Source organism: Paenibacillus sp. FSL R7-0048 (assembly GCF_038004505.1).
GTDB classification, from domain to species: Bacteria; Bacillota; Bacilli; order Paenibacillales; family Paenibacillaceae; genus Paenibacillus_AQ; species Paenibacillus_AQ odorifer.
This window is the reverse complement of sequence record NZ_JBBORF010000001.1, coordinates 6832125-6853204: the sequence shown is the minus strand read 5'-3', so window position 1 is coordinate 6853204 and position 21080 is coordinate 6832125. Positions and strand designations below refer to the sequence as shown.

Genomic DNA, 21080 nt, shown 5'->3' with positions numbered 1-21080 from the left:
TTTTTGTTAGAAGCTCTACAATTTTTCTTTTTTTTGAAAATATGTTTTTTGGTATCATGACTTATGATAGGAGAAGATGTTGATAGAGAGAAGGAGAGAGATGTGACACAAAATCCAAATTCCTCCAAGAATAATCATAGAAAAGATTATAAAGAAGATGAGCTACTTGTAACTATAGAGAGTCTTAGATGTGAATTGCTGGAGGTTGCAGAGCAACGCAGTCTTAGTGACCGTGCTGTTCTAGAGCTCAGTGAGCGATTAGACAGCTATATTTTGCTGGCACAAAATAAGATGATGGAAAATTTGCGCAACCGGAAAGCCGGCATTACATCCTATAGTAGAAGTTCCAAAACCGCCATCACTGTTAGCTAAACTACCAACAACATAGAATTATAATACTATGAAGATGTTACTGATCTAGAGGAGCGTATTAGGCTCCTCTATTTGTCGTACAATCTATTTGTTGTACAATCCATAACTTTCACCTATAATGTCAATTAATAGAATCTTTTCAAGTCAAACTTTGGGGGTGCCGAGTGGAGGGAAAGTTAACAACTATACGCTCAGAAATTGAGAAAAATTTGTCCCGCTCCGGCCATAATCTCGCCTCATTTTCAAAAATTTGTGGCCTGAATCGAGGCAGCCTCAGTGCAATTCTGCATGGAAATCCGCCGAAGCCTATGTCCTTGGGACAAGTAGATGCAATTATAAAAGCCTTTGGTTTTCCAGAAGGTTGGTTATATCCTCTATATGTTGATGAATGCTTCAATGATGAGAAGGTCTCACGCCGTAGAGTGGAGCCTTTTTTGATTCGTTGTGCTGAATTGGGCAAACAGAATTGCATTGATGAAACTATAAGCAGATTATTAGAGTCTACCAAGCCGCTGGATATCATTTATTCTGTTGCTGATAAATTATTCAATAAAGGCAAAGTTCAGGAATCCATGTTTTTTTACAAGATTGTAGTAGAGAACGAGTCGGATAGTTATAGTGAACGTCTCGCGATCAGTCATTATCGTAATTTTAAATTTTTGCAAACACTTGATATGGAGGAGAAGCTACGCGCAGTCATTAGCTTTAGTCCTTTTAGGGGGCGCCTTCCGGAAAATTTGCAATTAGATGGTTTATTGATGCTGACACAGCTATGTTTCGCCCTTCGCAGATGGGAAGAAATGGAGATCTATGCTGATGAGTTGAGAGCTTTAGCCAATGCAGTTTACCGCCAAGAACTGCGGAGGAGCGGAGACAAACGAAGAGAAGAACTCTGTACGGAACGTCCGCTCGTTGTTTATTATGGACACGGATATTTGCTTAAAGCAATTTCGTTGACGAAGCAAGGTCAATATGAAGCGGCGAAGAAATATACCGCTGGTTATGCAGACTTAGGCTGGTTTGAGATGTTGGATGAAGTAGGCCAGCAAGCTGTAGAACAATTCCGATTATTTGCAGTTGGGAACAGTTTCACACTGGAAATGTTGGAGGGAAACGTAAAGGTTGTACCGGACTATGTAGCTTTTTTGGCTGAGCACCCCGGAGAAATATTGCCAGGACTCATTATTATTATGGAATCGGCTAATCATTACAGATTTTCTGTAGACGATGTGCTTAAACGTTTTGCACGGGAAATGTTACGATTTGAACAGTTTGAAGATCCCATTAATATTGACCGATTATATCGGTTGTACTATCAAATAGCCATGTATCTAATAAACAATGGACAATATATTACGGGTGTAGACTATATCATACAGTCTTTAGAGTTATCTATTAAGACTAATAATGGAATAGACTTCATTAAGTGCGTGACCTTGTTTGAGACCAATAGGGACTATGCAACTCTGAATCAACAGGAGAAATACAGAAAGCTGATAAGGGAGGTGAGAAAAGATGAAAAAATCACTATTGATGATGGCAGGCATTTTAGCATTGTTTAGCTTCATCATTATCGGCCCAGTTGGTTCCGGAAGTAACGGACCAATCACAACTTATGAGCACGGAGCAGGATTCTAAAGGTTATCCTTGGCAATATTCTATATACAGATACATATACGCATAACTACTCCCTTGCACTCGTGCTGGGGAGTTTTCTTTTTCGTAATAATTGATAGCGCATTCATAATTTGACAAAGCAATCTGGCGAAAATATAATTAGGTAGCCTAAATAATATAGTGTTTAATAATTAGTTGACCTAACTAAAATAGAGGTGAAGGAAATTGGGATAAACGGAGGAAATACAGAAAATACTGAAAATTCAGTCGCACACGGGCTTTTTGCGGCGATGAAACGCCTGCACAAAGCTCAATGGCAAAAGGGCGTTGAGGGCCACAAGCCAAGTGAGATGACTTTAATGATATGCATTGAAAAATGGAATCATTCTGATGAAGAGGGTCTCAAGGTGTCTGAAATCAGCCGACTACTTGGATTCACTCCTCCTACCATCACGCAGCTGATTAACAGTCTTGAAGCGAAACAGATGGTGGAAAGACGCGCGGATCCTTCAGATCGAAGAGTTGTACGCGTGAAATTAACGGAAAGTGGAAAAGAACTCACACGAAAAGCAGAACATTATCGTGATGTGATGCTTGATAAGCTTGTGCAACACTTAGGCGAAAAAGACACTAAACAGCTCACAGAGCTATTGCTTAAGGTACATGAATACGTTGAGGATAATCCACCACCTGATTGGGATAGGCTACAAATGAACGGAGATGAGAAGCTTGATTAAATTATTTAAACAACTGAAGCCTTTTAGGGTAGCTATTGGTGCTGTATTAATCCTTGTATTTTTGCAGTCCATGGGCGATTTATACCTTCCTACACTGATGTCCGACATCGTCGACAAAGGGATTGTTCAAGGAGATCGCGCTTATATTTGGAAAATAGGTAGTTTCATGCTCCTGGTTGCAGGTGGCGGTGCTTTATGTTCGGTAATTGCCAGTTACTTATCGGCAAAAGTAGCAGCTGGGTTTGGTAAACTCACCCGTGCACGAGTATTTAACCATGTAGAAAATTTTACGCTGCATGAATTCGATAAGCTGGGTACAGCTTCCTTGATTACACGTACAACAAATGATATTACACAAGTTCAAACGGTACTTACTATGATGTTGCGCATGATGATCGGAGCACCGATGATGATGATTGGTGGTATCATCATGGCAGTATCTGAAGATGCTAAATTATCATTGATTTTTGTAGTCGTTATTCCTGTACTTGTAGGGGCGATCTTCTTTATTGGGATGAAGGGTCTGCCACTGTTTAAAGCCATTCAGATTAAGCTTGATAAATTAAACCTGGTGCTGCGTGAGCATCTGACAGGTATTCGTGTTATTCGTTCTTTTAACCGGATTGATCATGAGAATAGACGTTTCACTGAAGCTAACCGTGATCTTACGGATACAGCTATCAAGGTCAATAAAATTATGGCCGGCCTGATGCCGCTGATGATGATTGTAATGAACTTTTCTATGATTGCTATTCTTTATTTTGGTGGAATACGAATTGGTGATGGCGACTTGCAAGTTGGGTCCCTGATGGCATTTATCCAATATGCAATGCAAATTATGTTCTCTCTGATTATGGTATCGATGATGTTCGTGTTAATTCCGCGTGCTTCAGCTTCAGCCGTGCGTATCAATGAGGTACTGGATATGCAGCCTGAATTTACAGATCCTACTGAGAGTGAACTGCATACAACAGCTCAAGCTACTAAAAAAGACGGACGCGATTCTTTGCGTGGTTTTGTTGAGTTTGAGAATGTATCTTTTTCCTATCCAGGGGCAGAACAGCCTGCACTTTCGAAAATTAGCTTTAGTGCTCGTCCGGGTGAAGTTACCGCAATTATCGGGGGTACCGGATCGGGTAAATCTACACTGCTTAGCCTGATTCCAAGATTCTATGATGTTAATGAAGGTGCTGTACGCGTAGACGGAGTGGATGTACGTGAGATGACACAGGAAGAGCTGCGGAGCAAAATCGGTTACATCCCACAAAAAGCAGTATTGTTCTCGGGTACGATTAATGAGAACATCCGCTACGGTAAAGAGGATGCTACGGATGAAGAAATCATTCATGCATCTAAGGTGGCTCAAGCCTACGATTTCGTATCCGCGATGAAGGATGGGTTTGACTCGGAAATTGCTCAGGGCGGGAATAACGTCTCAGGTGGTCAGAAACAGCGGTTGTCCATTGCTCGGGCGCTTGTGAGAAAACCTGAGGTTTATCTGTTTGACGATAGCTTCTCAGCTCTTGATTTCAAGACAGATGCCAAACTTCGCGCGGCTCTCAAATCTGAAACTACGGAATCCACCGTATTGATCGTAGCTCAACGGGTTAGCACCGTTATGGATGCGGACCGGATTATTGTAATTGATGAGGGTGAAATTGCTGGAATGGGCACTCACCGTGAACTGCTCGAGAGCAGTGATGTGTACCGCGAGATCGTATCCTCGCAGCTGTCAGAGGAGGAAATAGCATGAGTGAACAAAACAGAGAACATAAACCTGCAGCTCCCCGCGGCCATAAAGGACCGGGTGGACCGGGTGGTCCTGGAATGAGGATGCCGGCAGAAAAAGCTAAAGATTTTAAAGGTACACTTCGTCGCCTGATCAAATACTTGCGCCCGCGTATGGTTCAATTGATTATTGTACTAATTATGGCGATTGCCAGTACGGTGTTCAGTATCTTCAGTCCAAAAGTTATGGGTAAAGCTACAACCAAACTGTTCGAAGGTGCTTACGGCAAACTGATGGGTGTAGAGGGTGCCTCCATTGATTTTGGATATATTAATGATATTCTGATCCTGCTCGCGGGATTGTATCTGCTTAGTGCTCTGTTTAGTTACATTCAGCAGTATGTAATGGCTGGTGTAGCGCAGAAGGTAGTTTATGACATGCGTGAGCAGATCAACAGCAAGCTGGAGCGTTTACCTTTAAAATATTTTGACTCCCGTACACACGGGGAAATTCTTAGCCGTGCTACGAATGACGTGGATAACATCAGTACCACGTTGCAGCAAAGTTTAACGCAGCTAATTACTTCAATCGTCACTATTATTGGTGTTATTGTGATGATGCTTACCATCAGCCCATGGCTGACTTTAATCACGATTACTACGTTGCCACTCAGCTTTATTGTGATTATGGCGATCTCCAAACGTTCGCAGACTTATTTTGTGAGACAGCAGAAATCGCTTGGCCAGTTGAATGGTCATGTAGAGGAAATGTATACGGGGCACCGGATTATTAAAGCTTTCGGCCGCGAACCGCAGTCGCTTAAAGATTTTGATGAAATAAATGATAAGCTTTATGATTCTGGCTGGCGGTCTCAATTTATGTCAGGTATGATTATGCCGCTTATGATGTTTATCGGTAACTTGGGTTATGTGCTTATCTGTGTTGTGGGTGGTATTTTTGTTACTAAAAAAATGATTGATGTCGGGGATATCCAAGCCTTCATTCAATATTCACGTCAGTTCACCCAGCCGATTGCACAAACGGCTAATATTGCTAACATTATTCAATCCACCATTGCTTCCGCAGAACGTGTATTTGAACTTCTGGATGAAGAAGAGGAAGTTAAGGAAGTTAATACTACACTGGTGAAGCTTGATGAAGGTGCTCCGGAAGGTTCCGTTGAGTTCCGTCATGTGAAATTCGGCTATAAAGAGGATGCTATTCTGATTGAGGACATGAATATTGAGGTTAGTCCAGGTCAGACTATAGCGATTGTCGGTCCTACTGGTGCTGGTAAAACCACTTTGATTAACCTGTTGATGCGCTTCTACGAGCTTAACGATGGGGAAATAATCATTGATGGCGTCAACATTACCGATATGAAACGGAGTGACCTACGCAGTAAATTTGGTATGGTGCTTCAGGATACCTGGCTCTTCAACGGTACGATTCGTGACAACATTGCTTACGGTCGTGAAGGTGCATCTGAAGCTGATGTGGTGCGGGCTGCCAAAGCTGCGCATGCCGATCACTTTATCCGCACACTTCCGCTTGGCTACAATACGGTGTTAAATGAAGAAGCTTCTAATATTTCACAAGGACAGAAGCAGTTGATTACTATTGCTCGCGCTATTCTGGCCGATCCATCGATCCTTATTCTTGATGAAGCAACGAGCAGTGTCGATACACGGACTGAATTGCTGATTCAAAAAGCGATGAATGCGCTGATGCAAAACAGAACCAGCTTTGTTATTGCCCATCGTCTCTCGACGATTCGTGATGCGGATCTCATCCTTGTCATGAATCAAGGTAGTGTAATCGAGAAAGGCAACCACGAAGAACTGCTGGCCCAAGGCGGATTCTATGCGGATCTCTATAACAGTCAGTTCTCTGAAGGAGATTTGGACGTAGGCTAAATTGAAGTGAAGAAAAAAGTATAGATAACCCATAAACCCCTCTTTTCACATGTTGCTGATTTTTTATGTGAAGAGAGGGGTATTTTATATGTGATGATGTGTTTTAATTTTTCTGGAAAATAAAAAAAGTTTGATTAAAAATTAAAGCATATATATGATAGAATAAAAAATGACCCGCGGCTCATTTTTAAGGCTGCAAGGTAAAGGAGAGGATGAAGGGAATGTCAGGCTACGGAAAATGGGTGGCAGGAAAAAAGACGAAGTGGATTACTCTTCTCGTATGGATAGTGCTTGTAGGTGCACTTACCCTGTTATGGCCTGCAGTGAATTCTCAGGTTGCTAATAATGCGCCTAACCTCCCAGATGATTCACAATCGGTACAGGCAGCAGCTATTGCAGAGCAAGAATTCCCTAGTGGAAGTGGAGTGCCTGCGCTGCTCGTATGGCATAGAGAAGGTGGGCTTTCACAAGATGATTTAGTACATATCACTGCTGTGTACAAGAAGTTGGAGCAGCAACCATTGCCCCATCAGAATTTTGTTCCCCCATTAGGACAACTGCCGCCACAGGCATTACAAGCCTCGTTATCTGAGGATCTTAGTACGCTGGTAACCCCGGTGCTTTTTGATAAAACAGCAGATAGTGATCAGCTTGGCGAAGCTGTGACAGAAATGAAGAAGATCATAAACACAGAGACGGGTGGAGACCCCTCCGCGGCTAAGGTGGATGGAAAAGACCTGAGTTTACGTGTTACGGGTCCAGTGGGCATCTCCATAGATGCTTCAGGCCTGTTTCAGAACGCAGACGTTTCCTTGTTAATTGCTACGGTTATGCTTGTGCTGGTGTTCTTATTGGTGATTTATCGTTCACCGATCTTGGCTTTTATTCCACTTATTGCGGTTGGATTCGCTTATGGTGTAACTAGTCCGATTCTTGGAAAAATGGCGCAAGAAGGCTGGATCACAGTGGATTCACAGGCTGTCTCGATTATGACTGTTTTGCTATTCGGAGCTGGTACGGACTATTGCCTGTTCCTGATCTCACGGTTCCGGCAGTTGTTGAAGGTAGAAGAGAGTAAGAGTCGTGCGCTTCTTCGCTCCATTACCGAATCTTCAGGCGCCATTGCTATGAGTGGCTTCACCGTCGTGCTCGCGCTGTTTGCGTTATTGCTGGCTAAGTATGGAGCTTATCATCGTTTTGCCATTCCATTTAGCGTATCTATCTTCATCATGGGAATTGCCAGTCTAACCCTCGTACCAGCACTGCTGGCAATCTTCGGACGGACCTCGTTCTTCCCATTCATTCCGCGCACACCGCAAATGGAGGTAGAACGGGCTAAGGCTAAAGGCAAACCTATTCCGGAACCCAAAGTTTCCCGTAAAAAAGGAATTGGCGGTTTGGTAGTAACCCGGCCTTGGGCTATCGTAGGTGTGACCGTTATCGGACTGGGGATTTTGGCTTCATTCTCCAGTGGCATCAAATTTACCTATGATATCCTATCCTCTTTTCCTAAAAATATGGAGTCCCGCGAAGGGTTCGACCTTATTGGCAAACAGTTCTCTCCCGGAGAATTAGCTCCAGCGAAGCTGATTATTGATACCCAAGGAAAAGCGAGCGGAGAGGATTTAAAGGTCATTCTTGGCGGACTCACCTATGTGGACACGGTTTCCGATCCGCAGCAGGGGGCAGTAAACAAAGATATTGTTGGTTTTGATATTGAATTTAAAAGCAATCCATATTCACTAGAAGCGATGGGTCATATTCCTACCCTTCTTGCTACCGCAGAGCAGGCATTAATCGATGTAGACGTTGCGAACCCTGCGGATCACGTGTGGGTAAGCGGACAGACGGCAACACAGCACGACACTAAAGAGATTGGAGATCGGGATACCGATCTGATCATACCCGTGGTCATCGGAATGATCACCGTACTGTTGTTGATATATCTGCGTTCAATAGTGGCCACCATCTATCTGGTCGGCACTGTTATTCTCTCCTTCTTCTCAGCGCTTGGCTTAGGCTGGATTATCATTCACTATGTGATGGGAGCAGATGCTATTCAGGGAGCGATCCCACTGTATTCCTTTGTTTTCTTGGTGGCACTTGGAGAAGACTACAACATCTTCATGATCTCGAATATCTGGAAAAAGCGTAAAACCATGCCGCTTAAGCAGGCTATCGCCGAAGGAGTGAATGAGACCAGCTCGGTAATTACCTCTGCCGGCCTCATTCTGGCAGGTACATTTGCTGTATTGGCAAGCTTGCCGATTCAGGTGCTTGTGCAGTTCGGTATCATCACCGCTCTTGGTGTTCTGCTGGATACCTTCGTGGTTAGGCCGTTCCTTGTACCAGCTATTACAACGCTCTTTGGCCGTTGGTCGTTCTGGCCGGGTAAACATCAAGAGGTGGAGACCCCTCAGCCAGATGTAAGTAAATAATGAGTTTATAAACAAACAGGGATGTCTCAGAGCCATATTGGCTCCGGACATCCCTGTTTGTTTTAGGCTTGGGCACAGGACATCGCTGGATAATAGCGCTGCTTGTACCAACTAACTTAATTGTATCTATTAGGCTAATCAATCAGTCTGCTTGACGATAGTTATTCTAAGTATTCACTGTGCTAATTAGTATCTAGAAGCGATAACTGTGTTAATTAGCGGCTGATTGTCTTAGCCAAGAGGTAAAAGACAATTAGCGTGCTGCATTGGCTAGCCCAGTGGTAAAAGACAATTAGGTGGCTCCATCAATAATAGTCAATTAGCTCGTAGCACCGGTTACCTAGCAGTAATAATCAATTAGTTAACTGTACTTATCGGGCTACCATTCCGTACACACTTCTGGTTCAATCTAGCTACTGCTCTGTTTGGGTGGTCCAAATCCTTAGTTACTGGGCGTGCGGCTGATCATTAGTTCATATTTATCGATGGAAGCACCCAGGATTGCGTCATTACCACCAGCACCACGGTGCGACTGACGGAAGGACTCGCTGGAGGTCCAGCCTTTGAATGCATCCTCATTCTCCCATACGGTGCAGATTTTTAATTCCTCGACACCTTCCTTGGCATTTCCACGCCAAACCTCCATACGTACAAACCCTGGCATATCCTGCACACCATTATTTCCTCCGAAACGTTGAGCAATAGCTTCGCCGTGGCCTTCTTTTACTTTAATAGTATTAGTTACTACCAGCATGATAGATAAACCTCCGATCAGAAAGTTAGTATATTTTTCAGGACATTGTGAATCGAAATAGTATAACATGGGAACCTCGAAAATTAGCCAATATCTCAAGGTAACATCGTGATTTTCAACTAACAAAATAAAAGACCATCCCACAAGACACAAGAGTGCGGGCGTTTAATTGCACTTTGTACACTTAAATTATCCGTCACACCAGAAACGATCGAATAAGTGTATTCTCTGCAACTAATTTGTGCGAATCTGGTGAATCGCCGAGATTAGCCTTCTTTTAACTGTGTAGAGTGCAATTAAAGTATGATTTCTACTCTAATTGCGCTGAATAGATGTACAAAGTGCAACTATTATCTATTTAAACGTTAAGTATTGTGCAAACTCAGGTACCTGCGAAAAATCAAAGTGTCTACTGCAAGTAAAGTGGCTATCGCAAGTTAAAGCAACTGCTGCACGTTAAAGTAACTACTGCAAGTAAAGTGTCTACTGCAAGTACAGTGGCTACTGCACGTTAAAGTAACTACCGTAAGGAAAGTGCCACCTCAACCGTAATGTTACTCTAAGCCAAAGTGCCAACCCAACTCCAAAGTTTTTACTCAAAACCACCATTACAGCTAGCACCTAATTCCAGTCCCAGTTCCCTAATAAAGCCCCCAAATGAAGTTGCATTGCAGAATGTGCAACAGAATAGCCTGAATGTTATCTGAATAAGGCAGTCTGTTGCATTCTGTACAATAGAATCAAGCCCAAATCGCCTAAAAAGGAGGGGAGCCACTAAACTGATTGCACAAAGAGCAATCACCCCAGATCACCCGGCTCCCCCGCGTCCAGCGCGATTTTATTGCGGATTGGTGGTCCATAGTCCTGCTGTTTTTAGGAAGACGCGATCCGGCAGCTTCAAAGCTGTCAGTGCCAATTCAGCAACATCTTCAGGTTGCATCATGCGGTCTTCGTCACCGATTTTAAGTCCAGCATTGGAAGCTAGGCCAGTGTTGACGGTGCTTGGAGTCAAGGCTACGACGCGAATATTGTGTTTGCGCACTTCTTGTGCGAGGGCTTCGGTCATGCCCATGAGAGCGAACTTGGACGCGCAATAAGCAGAGCCTGTCGCGAAGCCGCGTTCTCCGGCTGTGGATGAAATATTGATGATATTTCCGCCATTTTTCTCAATCATCGCAGGCAGTGCAGCACGAGTTACGTAATAAGTACCGTAAAGATTAACTTGGATGTGGCGCTCCCAGTCTGCAGGATCCATTTCTACTAAAGTGCCGAATTTTGCGATCCCGGCATTGTTGATTAATGCATCAAATGCTCCAAGCTCATTTTGCAGGGAAGCAACAGCACGTTCAGCTTCTTCGCGTACGGCGATATCGGCCACGGCAATGCTGACTTTAACGTCATATACTTCCGTTAAGGCTGATTTTAACGCTTCGAGATCACCTGAAGTTCTGGAGATCAGGCCTAAATTAGCACCTTCCTTAGCCAGTGCCATAGCCAAGGCTTTTCCGATCCCTTTGCCTGCACCAGTAATTACAACACTCTTTCCTCTCAAATCCATCTCTATCGTCACTCTCCTTCAAACTTTTTTGAAGCAGCTGCTTCATTCAAGTCTTATTATACCTGAATGCTGTAGGGCAATTACAATCGCCCCTTAGAAAATGGTCTGCAAATTTTCATGAAGCCGAACTGCCTTTTCATGAAAGGTATTATTCATGGAGTTTCGTCAGCGGTACCGAAGCTGGGCCCTCTAAAACCTCGCCATCGTAGGAGAAGCGGGAACCATGGCAAGGGCAATCCCAAGAACGATCCCCGTTGTTCCATTCGCATTCACAGCCCATATGGGTACAGGTTCTATCCACCAGATGAAGTTTACCTTCTGTATCCTTATAAGCTCCCACACGTTTGTCATCATGGAACACAACGGCTCCTTCGTCAGCTTCCAAATCAGTTGTCTTTTTATGGACGATTTCCACTTTGCCCGCCACGAGCTCTTTTGCCACATTGGCATTTTGCACGATGAAGTTTTTTAGACTGGTGCCAGCTTTGAAGCGGGACGGATCGTACAATTCGGTATACGGATTATCTTTGCGCTGAATCTGATCCGAGATAATCTGTGCGGCCAGCGTACCGCTTGTCATGCCCCATTTTCCAAAACCTGTGGCGATATAAATCTCTTCGTTGTCCGAAATCTTGCCGATGTAGGGCACTCTGTCTAGGGTGATTAAATCCTGTGCTGCCCAGCGGTAAGGGATTGTTTTGATGCCGAGCAGATTTCCTGCGAATAGCTCCAAATTCTCATAATGTCCTATCGTACAGATGCCCTGGCCTGTCTTATGGTTGTCTCCCCCGACAATGACCAGATTCCTGCCTTCCCACTCTACTGCACGAAGAGAACGGGTGGGTTCGCTTGCACTTAGATACATTCCACCCTCAAAATCCGTTTCAGGCTGGATCGCCAGACAGTAGGAACGTTCAGCATGCAGCCGCGAGAAATATAGTGCTCCTCCATCGTAGAATGGGAAATGAGAAGCTGAAACGGCGTAGCGGCAGGTGATCCGATGCTCGTCCTTTTCAGTAAAAAGCGTAAGCTTATCGTTCTTCTCCACCTTATCCGCCATCATCGTATGCTCATAGATTACGCCACCTTTATCCTGAATGACCTTCAGTAGCCCCTTCAGATATTGCAGCGGGTGAAAGCGGGCTTGTCCTGGTAATTTAATGGCACCACTGGCCATCAGAGGGATAGAGACGTTATCTAGCCATTCTCCGGGCAGACCCAATTGTTCATAGGCTTTATACTCTTCCTCCAGTTGTTTAAGCGTTTTATGATCTTCAGCATCCGCGTACAGAAAAGCCGCCTCATGTTTCATGCCGCAGGATACTTCAAGTTCCTCAGCCGTATTCTGGATCCAATTCATAGCCTCGCTGTTCGAGCGATAATAGAGCCGGGCTTGCTCCTGCCCAAAATGCTTTATCAAATGATGATAGATTAACCCGTGCTGTGCTGAGATTTTTGCACTGGTAAAACCCGTAGTGCCACTCAGAATTTCTCCGGCTTCTAAGAGCGTGACTTTGTAGCCTGCGTTGCTGAGGAGATAGGCTGTTGTAATGCCTGTAATTCCACCGCCTACCACTGCCACATCTGTAGAAATATCTTCAGCCAGCTTTGGAAAAGCCGGTAAATCCGTGGTATCTCTCCATAATGATTCCGGAAATTGTGGAAGACTTTGCGTTATTTTACGGTTTGGGTCCATCTATTATCCCTCCATCTTTACAATCTTCATCTCATTTATTACCACAGTCCTGTGAAAAGAAACTTCCCATTCCATCGTGCTGTGCATGAATTCAGAGAAACAGTGCCAAAATAAGGTGGAAACTGGGACGTAAAGGATAAATAGGAGGGATGATGTTCCATGTCAGTTCAACAGGATAAGGACAATATTTCTCTGGAATGGATCAAAGATCAGCTGAACGGGTTCGCGGATTTAATCGATAAAACAAGCGTTGCCCCTTTTGGGCAAATCAACCTGCTCTATATCAAAAGTGTTACAGATGCGCAGACACTCAGCCGCCACGTGATTGCGCCGTTTTATGAAATGGAGAGTATTAGCGCTTATCAGGATTACATTATGACTTATCCGGGCACTGAAGAGGCGACTACGAGAGAGAAGGCGATCGACCTTTTGCTCAGTGGTTATGTGCTTCTGGGTATAAAAGATGTGATATATTTCTTCGATGCTATGAGTACGGAGAGCAGCGGTGTTAGTGAAACGTCTGCCGAAAGTATTTCACAGGGGCCGTCAGATGCACTGACAGAGGATATAGCGATTAATTTGAACATGATTCGGCGGCGTTATCAATCCACTAATCTCAAAATGGAGACCATGGTCATCGGCGATGTCTCTAAAACAAAGATAGCTATTTTATACGATGACAGTCGTGTTGACCATAACGTTTTAAAAGAATTAAGGGAGAAGATGGGAACGCTAAAGGTTGATATTTTGCAGGCTACAGGAGAGCTTGAGAAGTTTATAAGCAGTGACAAATTAAGAATACTCCCTAAGTCCATCATCACCGAAAGACCGGATAGAGTGGTGTTTAATTTGTCTGAAGGAAAAGTAGCGATAGTGCTGGATACAACCGGTTATGCGATAGTGCTGCCTTCTATTTTTAATGATTTCTTTACATCCATGGATGATAAAATACAATTTCCTATCGTGGGGCGATTCCTAAAGCTGCTTCGGATTATCGGTGTGTGCATGACGTTGTGGCTGCCTGCGCTCTATGTAACACTCACCTCGTATAACCCAGAGATTATTCGTGTGCAGATTGCCTTGCTTATTGCGGGCAGTCGTGCGACTGTGCCTTATCCATCTTTTGTGGAAGTGCTTTTAATGCTCATGATGATGGAGTTTCTGACTGAGGCGAGCTTACGGCTCCCCAAGGCAATTGGTCCAACGGCCACGACGGTAGGGGGGCTTATCTTGGGGCAGGCAGCGACGGCAGCAGGACTTGTAGGAAATATCATGATCATATTGGTTTCTGCTGTTGCGATATCTAATTTTCTAATTCCGCTGAATATGATGAGCTTGTCCATACGAGTGCTGAAGTATATTTTTTTAATTGCCGCAGCTTTTTTAGGATTGGTTGGGGTAGTAGTCTGTGTCGTGGGATTCGCAATGTATTTATGCAAACAGCGTACCTTCGGACAACCTTATTTCAGATTGTTTTTTCTCGATAATCTCGGCAAGAAGAAGGGTGGAGAGCATTGATGGCCAAAAGCCGTTATTTCTACTGTCTTTTTCTGATGAATAGCCTGATCAACATCATTAATTTTGTTCCAAGGGAACTAATAGACAGACGTTTTGGTGGCGCTTTGATGTCCATACTAATCGGAACGATTTTGGGCACTTTGTTTGTCTATATATTTACTGTACTGATTGCTAAATTCCCCGGCAAGGGGTTACCGGAAATATTTAACTCTTTGCTTCCTAAGAAGTTATCCAGAATCTTACTGGTCCTTTTTGCTGGCTTATGGTGTGTGGCCGGGGGAGTTACATTGCTTTCTTTTGTAGATATTACGCTGCGGTTTATCAGTCCGGATTCGAGTCCTTATACGGTTGTGATCAGTTTTTTAGTCTTGGTCTGCATCTGCTGTCGCTTCGATTCTCTATCACTCTTGTATGGGCTTGAAATCATTCTCAGCGTATCCTTACCTTTAATTATTTATGGCCTCGTAAAAGCATTGACCAATCCGGACTTTAATTGGGATTCTGTTCTGCAGGTCACTACATACTTCTGGCATAAGCCGGACCTAATGAGCCTTGCGGCGGCTACCTTTTCGTTTAGCGGTTACTTAAACCTGGCCATATTTAATCGGGTATTTCATGGGCTGAAGCTGAAGCATGTCTGGATTTTAGGTGTGGAGGGTCTTTTCGTATTACTCTTGACTTTTTTAGTTCCCATCGGCTATTTCGGAACCGTTGCTATTGATAGACATGTGTATACATGGTTCTCGACGGCCGACAGTATTCGGATGGAATCCTTTATTATTGAACGGATGCTGTTTATTTTTTATTTTGCCTATTTAAGTTTATCTCTGGTGAGTGTAATCGTTCATTGGCATGGAGGTTTAGAGCTTTTTAAAGGTGCTCTTTCATCTGCAAAAAAACAGTCCCCAAAAGCAGAGCGCTGGAAAGAGTGGGGGATCCTAGGCTTGTTTAGCGCGATGGTTCTGTCCTTAATGGGGCAGGATCAGTATCAACTTAATATGTTTGGTGCCTGGTTTCTGCAAATTCGCTGGTTTGGTGAGATGTTCATCATCGCTCTGTTGTTTTATTGTTATCGCAAAGCTAGGAGGGGGAAGCTATGAGAAGAGTACTTGCTGGAATTGGAATTACCTTGCTCCTTCTTCTTCCCGGTTGTGACTTCAAGGAGATTGATTTGCGGATTTTCGTGTTAGCGATCGGCGTTGACCAAGGTACAGAAGCAGGGAATTTTAAAATTAGCTTGAAGCTTGCCATCCCTCAGGGGGATGTTACTAAGATTGATGAGAAGATGCAAATCTTGACTGAGGAGTCTCCAAGCATTTCGGAAGCCCTTCGTAGAATGAAATCCAGAGTGGAAAAGGAGCTTGATTACTCCCATTGTAAATCAATTGTTTTGGGGGAAGGGGTTGCCCGTGAAGATATTCTCCATGTTATGGATTGGGCTGTGCGACGTAGAGATATCCAGCTTATTGTCAATTTTGCAATAGGGCGTCCGGAAGCACTTCAAGTGCTGAAGGTAAGACCCGAATCGGAGCGGATCCCATCGAATTCTCTTATTCTGGCTATGAGTGGACAAGGCACAGAGTCTCCATTTATTTCTAGTGTGTATTCCTTTCAGCTGATGAGAAATATCTTTGAGGAGGGGATTGATCCAATCCTGCCGATTATTGAGGCCAAAGGGGATAAGGAGTTTTTAATTGATAAAATTGCTCTGCTGAATAATGAGAAAATCAAAATGGTTCTTACGCCAAATGAGACCCGGCTATATAATCTGCTGTCACGCCCGAATCTGCGGACTAACTTACCCGCCCATTCCGAGGGAATTATGTTTCAATATTACACAGAGAGGTCATCCTCGCACTATAAAATCGTAACACCAGAGCATGGGAAAGCTACTATTCGTTATCATATTAAGATAAAAGGTATTCTCGAAGAGAGTAGTAGCCCAGATCTGGTGACACATCACATGTTGAAGAAGATCCAGGAAGCCGGGGAAAAGGAATTGGAAGCGGATATCTTAGCATTGCTGACCAAAATACAAGCCAGTGGCCTAGATCCCTTGGGTTGGGGGCTGCATTATGGAGCAAGGCATTTTAATAACGATACGGAAATGAAAGTGTGGAAGGAGCTCTATTCTAAACTTGATTTCCAAGTGAAGGCTGATGTAAACATTAAATATTCAGGAATGATTAGGTAGCTTGTAAAGTAACATGTGGATAAAAATGGGATTGACGTTCCCATTCACAAGATTTATACTTGATCTAAAAATAAGTTAGAGGATGATAGGAATGAAAAGTCTAAATTTGACCTCCCAACGTCAAGCCGTTTACGATATCGTCCTTAATTCACATGACCATCCTACTGCTGCGGAAGTAATGAATCGGCTAGTAGAGCAGGGACATAGCTTAGCATACGGTACGGTATATAACTCTCTGCGTTATCTTTCAGATAAACAAATGATTCGTGAGCTTAAGCTTGGTGAAGCTGCTAGCAGATATGACGCACGTATGGATGATCACCAGCATATCATTTGTGAGGTTTGTGGAGCAGTGGATGAGGTTATGAATCAAGTTCCGCGTGAATGGATGAATACAGTGGCCAAGGATACCGGTTATACCATTGGTCATGCTCATGTAGTATTCGGGGGCGTCTGCCCAAACTGTAAGAACAAAAAGAATAATTAGGATAGAGGTGCCGGAGCCTGTGCTGCGGTAATAATATGTATATCCGGAGAGACCGCTTTCATTGAGGCGGCCTTTTTTGTTGCATTTATATGACAATTCTCAAAAAAAATGAGAAAAACAAAGAAAGATAGGAGGAAAATCGGTTCCTAAAACAGATTTTAAATTATATATTAAGTCTGGTAAATGTATCCTTGCCTAAGACTCAGATGAGAGAGAGATGATGACGTCTATGAAAAAAAATGCGGGTATGACTATCCGTACCAAGTTAATTCTTACATACCTAATAATACTGCTGCTGCCCAGTATTATAATAGGCTGGCGAACCTATCAAGCTGCCAGCCAGGAAGTGGAAGATCAACTGGTGAACAATGCTACCGAAAGTGTGTTGGCCGTAAATGAAATCATTAACTCTAATATTCAATCCAAAATAGATGCGATTTCTTATTTTGCCGCGGAGTTTTCATCTGAGGGGATCAACAGTGAGGGATCTGGGGGGACTTCCTCTGCTGTAAAAGCCAGACTGAAGGAATATGTGGCGCTGCATCCGGATGTACTGGACATTTATGTGGGTACAAGCAATGGCAAGGCTATTCATGCTTTAGATGCTAAGCTGCCAGAGGGTTATGATCCAAGGCAGGAAAGCGCCTATATTAATTCTCTGAAGCAAGGAAAAGGGGCTGTGATTTCTCCAGCTTTTCAAACCGTAAATAAAGAAACCGCGATTGCGATATCAACGGTTCTTAAGGGCGGTGATGGGGTGATCACAATGAATCTCAACCTGTCTACTTTAGGGGAGCTGACCTCAATTAAGGTAGGCAAGGAAGGTTATATCCTCATCGTTGATAACAGCAAGAAGTTTCTAGTTCATCCTACAGAGGCTATCGGGCAGGAATCGTCAGATGATTTTGTAAAGAAAATGTTCGAGAAAGAACAAGGGGTCTTCGATTATGTCTTCAAGGATACGTCCAAAAAGATGACCTTTATGGTCAATGAACTGACGGGTTGGAGAATCGGAGGTACGATCAGCATTGATGAGGTTAACTCAGCAACTAGTGGAATTCGCGATACAGCTCTGCTTGTTATTGTAGTTTCCGTTCTGCTTGCGCTGGTTGTGATCTATTTTAATATTCAATCGATTTTGAGACCGCTTTTCCGGCTGCGGAAAGCAACTGCGGTGATAGCCAAAGGTGATCTGTCGGAAGACATGGGTGTTTTCCGTAAAGATGAAATAGGGCTGCTGGCAGAGAATTTTCAATTAATGGTGATCAGCTTGCGCGAGATGATCATTGGCGTGCAGGAGATGACAAGCAATGTATCCTCCTCAGCGGAAGAACTGACGGCTAGTGCGGATCAGACTGCCCAAACGATTGAGCAGGTGACCATAGCGATTCAGGACGTAGCGGCAGGGACGGAGCGACAGGTGGTTAGTGTACGAAAAGGAATGGAGAGCACTGCCGCTACAGCTAGTGAGGTCGAGCAGATTTCCACATATATGGAGCAAGTATCCACAATGATGGACAAGACTTCACTCTCAGCATCAGAAGGTAATGATTCGGTTATCAGCGTGGTGGACAAAATCAATGGTATCCATGAAACGGTCGGAGAGCTGGGCAGTGTAATTGACAAGCTGAATGAAAGAACCAGTCAAATTGAGGGCATTGTTGGTGTCATCACCGGGATTGCCCGCCAGACCAACCTGCTGGCCCTCAATGCTTCCATTGAGGCAGCCAGAGCCGGGGAACAAGGGCGTGGATTTGCGGTGGTTGCTGCCGAGGTGCGTAAGCTGGCAGAGGAATCAGAGAGATCCGCACATTTGATTGCCGAACAGATTACCGCTATTAATAGTGAAATGCTGCTGGTAACTCATACGATGGAAGACACCAGACAGCGCGTATCCGAAGGTATTGAGGCTGTGGATACTTCCGGACGTTCTTTCTCTCGTATCCGAAGAGCAGTAAAGAGTGCCGCGGAGAAGATTGAAGCCATGGGTGGGGTTGTGCAGACTTTATTGGTGGAATCTAATGATATGGAGAAGGCTATTAGGGAAATTCGCGGCATATCGGAAGAGGCGGCTGTGAATACGGAAACTATCGCAACTGCCGCACAAGAGCAGCTTGCTTCTGTAGAGGAGATGGCATCCTCGTCTACCGACCTTAGCCGTCTTGCAGAAGAACTGCAGAAGCTGGCGAGCCGCTTTAAGATAAACGCTTCTGGTAATAAGAATGATTTCTGATAGGAGAACCGTGCTTTTTATCTTCCCTTTTGAACTCCTTTGCAAGTATACTGATAAACAATAATGTTGGGTTAGGCAATGGAGAGAGGAGAGATAATAGGAAATGGCAGAGCAATTAAAAGGGTTCACTGTCGCCTTGGCGGGTCCACGCAAATCGGAAGAAATGGCCAAGCTGGTTCAGAATATGGGGGGAACGGCAGTATGCCGACCTGCTCAAGGGACTGTATTTCTTGATGACGAGGCCTTGCAGGAAGGTTTGAATGCATGGATCAATCAGCCTCCTTACTTGGCGATCCTGACTACAGGGATGGGACTTGATGCTCTCTTCGATATGGCTGAGCGAATGGGGATCGAAGAACGTTTCTTAGAAGTACTTTCTGGTTCTATTATTGCCGCACGGGGTTATAAGACAGTGAATGCTTTGAAAAAAAGAGGACTTACGCCGGAGGTTCGTGACGACGACGGAAGTACAATCGGATTGATTCGTGGGCTTCAATCCCTGAATTTGCAGGGGAAAGAAGTCGTTCTTCAGCTGCACGGCGATCCAGCTCCTCATATGCTTGCATGGCTGCAGGAGGCTGGGGCTACTACCCGCCAAGTGCTGCCGTATCGCCATACCCCACCTGAGCCGGGCGAACTGGAAAGATTGCTTCTAGAAATCATATCAGGCAAAATTGATGCCGTGGCTTTTACGAGTGCACCACAGTTTCGTTTCCTCTGTCAATTTGCCCGGGAACAGGGAAAGCTGGAAGAAATGCTGAAGTCTTTTGAGGATAAAGTGCTTGCTGTTTCTGTAGGGCGGATTACCTCTGAGGCGCTTAAAGAAGAGGGCGTACAGCGTATCATTATGCCTGAGCATGAACGGATGGGAAGCATGATTGTAGAGCTAGGCAAATATGTGGCGGCGAATCGCTAAGTCACAAGTTGCGTCAGCTTTACACGAATGACGTTATCACACAGAAGCATTCCCGCCTGTTATCATGGCCGGGGATGCTTTTTTACCCGGAAAAATAAGCCCAAAGAGCAATATACCTGCCATCTGCATGGACATTCGCGGCAGTTTTCCTTAGAATATAGGCAACATGTGACGAATAATAACAACGAATAAGGAGGAGGATCCCATGGACAAGAGAAAATGTCTATTACTTGGTGATTACACCCATCCCCGGTTTCATCCACTTCAAGGAGTGGACCAACAAATTAGTGAGATCTTAAATGATTTATTAACCGTGCAATGTTCAGAAAATAAAAAATTAATGCGCATTGAGCATTTAGCAAGTTATGACCTATGTATTGCTTACAATGAATTGTGGAACGAAACAGTCTCCCCTCAACAAACGGCTGGTTTGCTCAGCTATGTAAGTGGAGGAGGCGGACTCATTGTTCTTCATACGGGAGCTTCGCTGACGAAACGTAACGAGCTTGCACAGCTAATCGGGGGTCGATTTAACGGACACACAGCTTACGAACCCCTGAACTTCAAAGTGCTAGAGCATGACATCACCGAAGGTGTGGAAGATTTCCAATTGGATGAGGAGCCCTATCATTTTGAATTTGACCCGTTCACAGAACGGACTATTCTGCTTCAATATGAATCTGAGGGGCAATGGATTCCAGCTGCATGGTGCCATAGCTATGGTTTAGGACGAGTAGTATTCCTTATGCCTGGTCATCATGAACCTTCCTTCCGTCATCCGGCACTACGTAAACTAATTCTACAGGCGGCTACTTGGGCTGCCCGTATTCCGGTCACTAACTAAGCAATGTTGTGTTTTTTTTGAAATACGTACACAGTGGGGTATACTTTAATCATAAACTCCGTTATGTAATG

At 44.2% G+C, this 21080-nt stretch carries 16 protein-coding genes; 13 read left to right on the top strand and 3 right to left on the bottom strand.

Annotated features, from left to right (window positions below):
- Positions 1-102 precede the first annotated feature (102 nt).
- The 6 genes from NSQ91_RS30335 (at position 103) to NSQ91_RS30310 (ending at position 8809) form a co-directional block, all read left to right on the top strand.
- Entirely contained in the window at positions 103-372 is a 270-nt protein-coding gene (locus NSQ91_RS30335) for an aspartyl-phosphate phosphatase Spo0E family protein (protein ID WP_076099698.1), read from the top strand.
- Positions 373-536: 164 nt separating this feature from the next.
- Positions 537-1934 carry a DNA-binding protein gene (locus NSQ91_RS30330; protein ID WP_076105042.1) on the top strand — a complete coding sequence of 466 codons (1398 nt, stop codon included), beginning with the start codon at positions 537-539 and terminating at the stop codon, positions 1932-1934.
- A 345-nt stretch (positions 1935-2279) separates the two neighbouring features.
- Positions 2280-2726 carry a MarR family winged helix-turn-helix transcriptional regulator gene (locus tag NSQ91_RS30325; RefSeq protein ID WP_076124352.1) on the top strand — a complete coding sequence of 149 codons (447 nt, stop codon included), beginning with the start codon at positions 2280-2282 and terminating at the stop codon, positions 2724-2726.
- Positions 2719-4479, top strand: a complete 1761-nt coding sequence (locus NSQ91_RS30320; protein ID WP_076123992.1) for an ABC transporter ATP-binding protein — start codon at positions 2719-2721, stop codon at positions 4477-4479. Before NSQ91_RS30325 ends, NSQ91_RS30320 begins: the two co-directional genes overlap by 8 nt.
- A complete protein-coding gene (locus NSQ91_RS30315) occupies positions 4476-6371 on the top strand; it encodes an ABC transporter ATP-binding protein (RefSeq protein WP_076123991.1) in 1896 nt (631 codons plus the stop codon). The genes NSQ91_RS30320 and NSQ91_RS30315 overlap by 4 nt, the downstream gene beginning before the upstream one ends.
- 212 nt (positions 6372-6583) lie before the next feature.
- Complete coding sequence (locus NSQ91_RS30310) at positions 6584-8809, top strand: MMPL family transporter (RefSeq protein WP_076182011.1); 2226 nt, start codon at positions 6584-6586, stop codon at positions 8807-8809.
- A gap of 442 nt (positions 8810-9251) precedes the next feature.
- Here NSQ91_RS30310 and NSQ91_RS30305 read toward each other — a convergent pair whose 3' ends face one another.
- From NSQ91_RS30305 to NSQ91_RS30295, 3 genes are all read right to left on the bottom strand, one after another.
- Complete coding sequence (locus NSQ91_RS30305; protein ID WP_076179209.1) at positions 9252-9563, bottom strand: antibiotic biosynthesis monooxygenase; 312 nt, start codon at positions 9561-9563, stop codon at positions 9252-9254.
- Between the two features lie 838 nt (positions 9564-10401).
- Positions 10402-11121 carry a 3-ketoacyl-ACP reductase gene (locus NSQ91_RS30300; protein ID WP_036681981.1) on the bottom strand — a complete coding sequence of 240 codons (720 nt, stop codon included), beginning with the start codon at positions 11119-11121 and terminating at the stop codon, positions 10402-10404.
- A 148-nt stretch (positions 11122-11269) separates the two neighbouring features.
- On the bottom strand, positions 11270-12817 hold the full coding sequence (locus tag NSQ91_RS30295) for an FAD-dependent oxidoreductase (protein ID WP_340921139.1): 1548 nt from the start codon (positions 12815-12817) through the stop codon (positions 11270-11272).
- A 159-nt stretch (positions 12818-12976) separates the two neighbouring features.
- Here NSQ91_RS30295 and NSQ91_RS30290 point away from each other — a divergent pair, with 159 nt between their 5' ends.
- The 7 genes from NSQ91_RS30290 to NSQ91_RS30260 all read left to right on the top strand — a co-directional run bounded on the left by NSQ91_RS30290 (position 12977) and on the right by NSQ91_RS30260 (position 21009).
- Positions 12977-14335, top strand: a complete 1359-nt coding sequence (locus NSQ91_RS30290; RefSeq protein ID WP_076123985.1) for a spore germination protein — start codon at positions 12977-12979, stop codon at positions 14333-14335.
- Positions 14335-15435, top strand: a complete 1101-nt coding sequence (locus NSQ91_RS30285) for a GerAB/ArcD/ProY family transporter (protein WP_280753192.1) — start codon at positions 14335-14337, stop codon at positions 15433-15435. Before NSQ91_RS30290 ends, NSQ91_RS30285 begins: the two co-directional genes overlap by 1 nt.
- Positions 15432-16529 (top strand): Ger(x)C family spore germination protein, encoded by a 1098-nt coding sequence (locus NSQ91_RS30280; protein WP_076191747.1) that lies wholly within the window; start codon positions 15432-15434, stop codon positions 16527-16529. Before NSQ91_RS30285 ends, NSQ91_RS30280 begins: the two co-directional genes overlap by 4 nt.
- A gap of 91 nt (positions 16530-16620) precedes the next feature.
- Positions 16621-17016 (top strand): Fur family transcriptional regulator, encoded by a 396-nt coding sequence (locus NSQ91_RS30275; RefSeq protein ID WP_076123979.1) that lies wholly within the window; start codon positions 16621-16623, stop codon positions 17014-17016.
- 229 nt (positions 17017-17245) lie between these two features.
- Positions 17246-19249, top strand: coding sequence for a methyl-accepting chemotaxis protein (locus NSQ91_RS30270; RefSeq protein WP_280753191.1), 2004 nt, complete (start codon positions 17246-17248; stop codon positions 19247-19249).
- Positions 19250-19352: 103 nt separating this feature from the next.
- Complete coding sequence (locus NSQ91_RS30265; RefSeq protein WP_339170288.1) at positions 19353-20165, top strand: uroporphyrinogen-III synthase; 813 nt, start codon at positions 19353-19355, stop codon at positions 20163-20165.
- A 205-nt stretch (positions 20166-20370) separates the two neighbouring features.
- Positions 20371-21009, top strand: coding sequence for a ThuA domain-containing protein (locus NSQ91_RS30260; protein WP_076123974.1), 639 nt, complete (start codon positions 20371-20373; stop codon positions 21007-21009).
- The last annotated feature ends 71 nt before the right edge of the window (positions 21010-21080 follow it).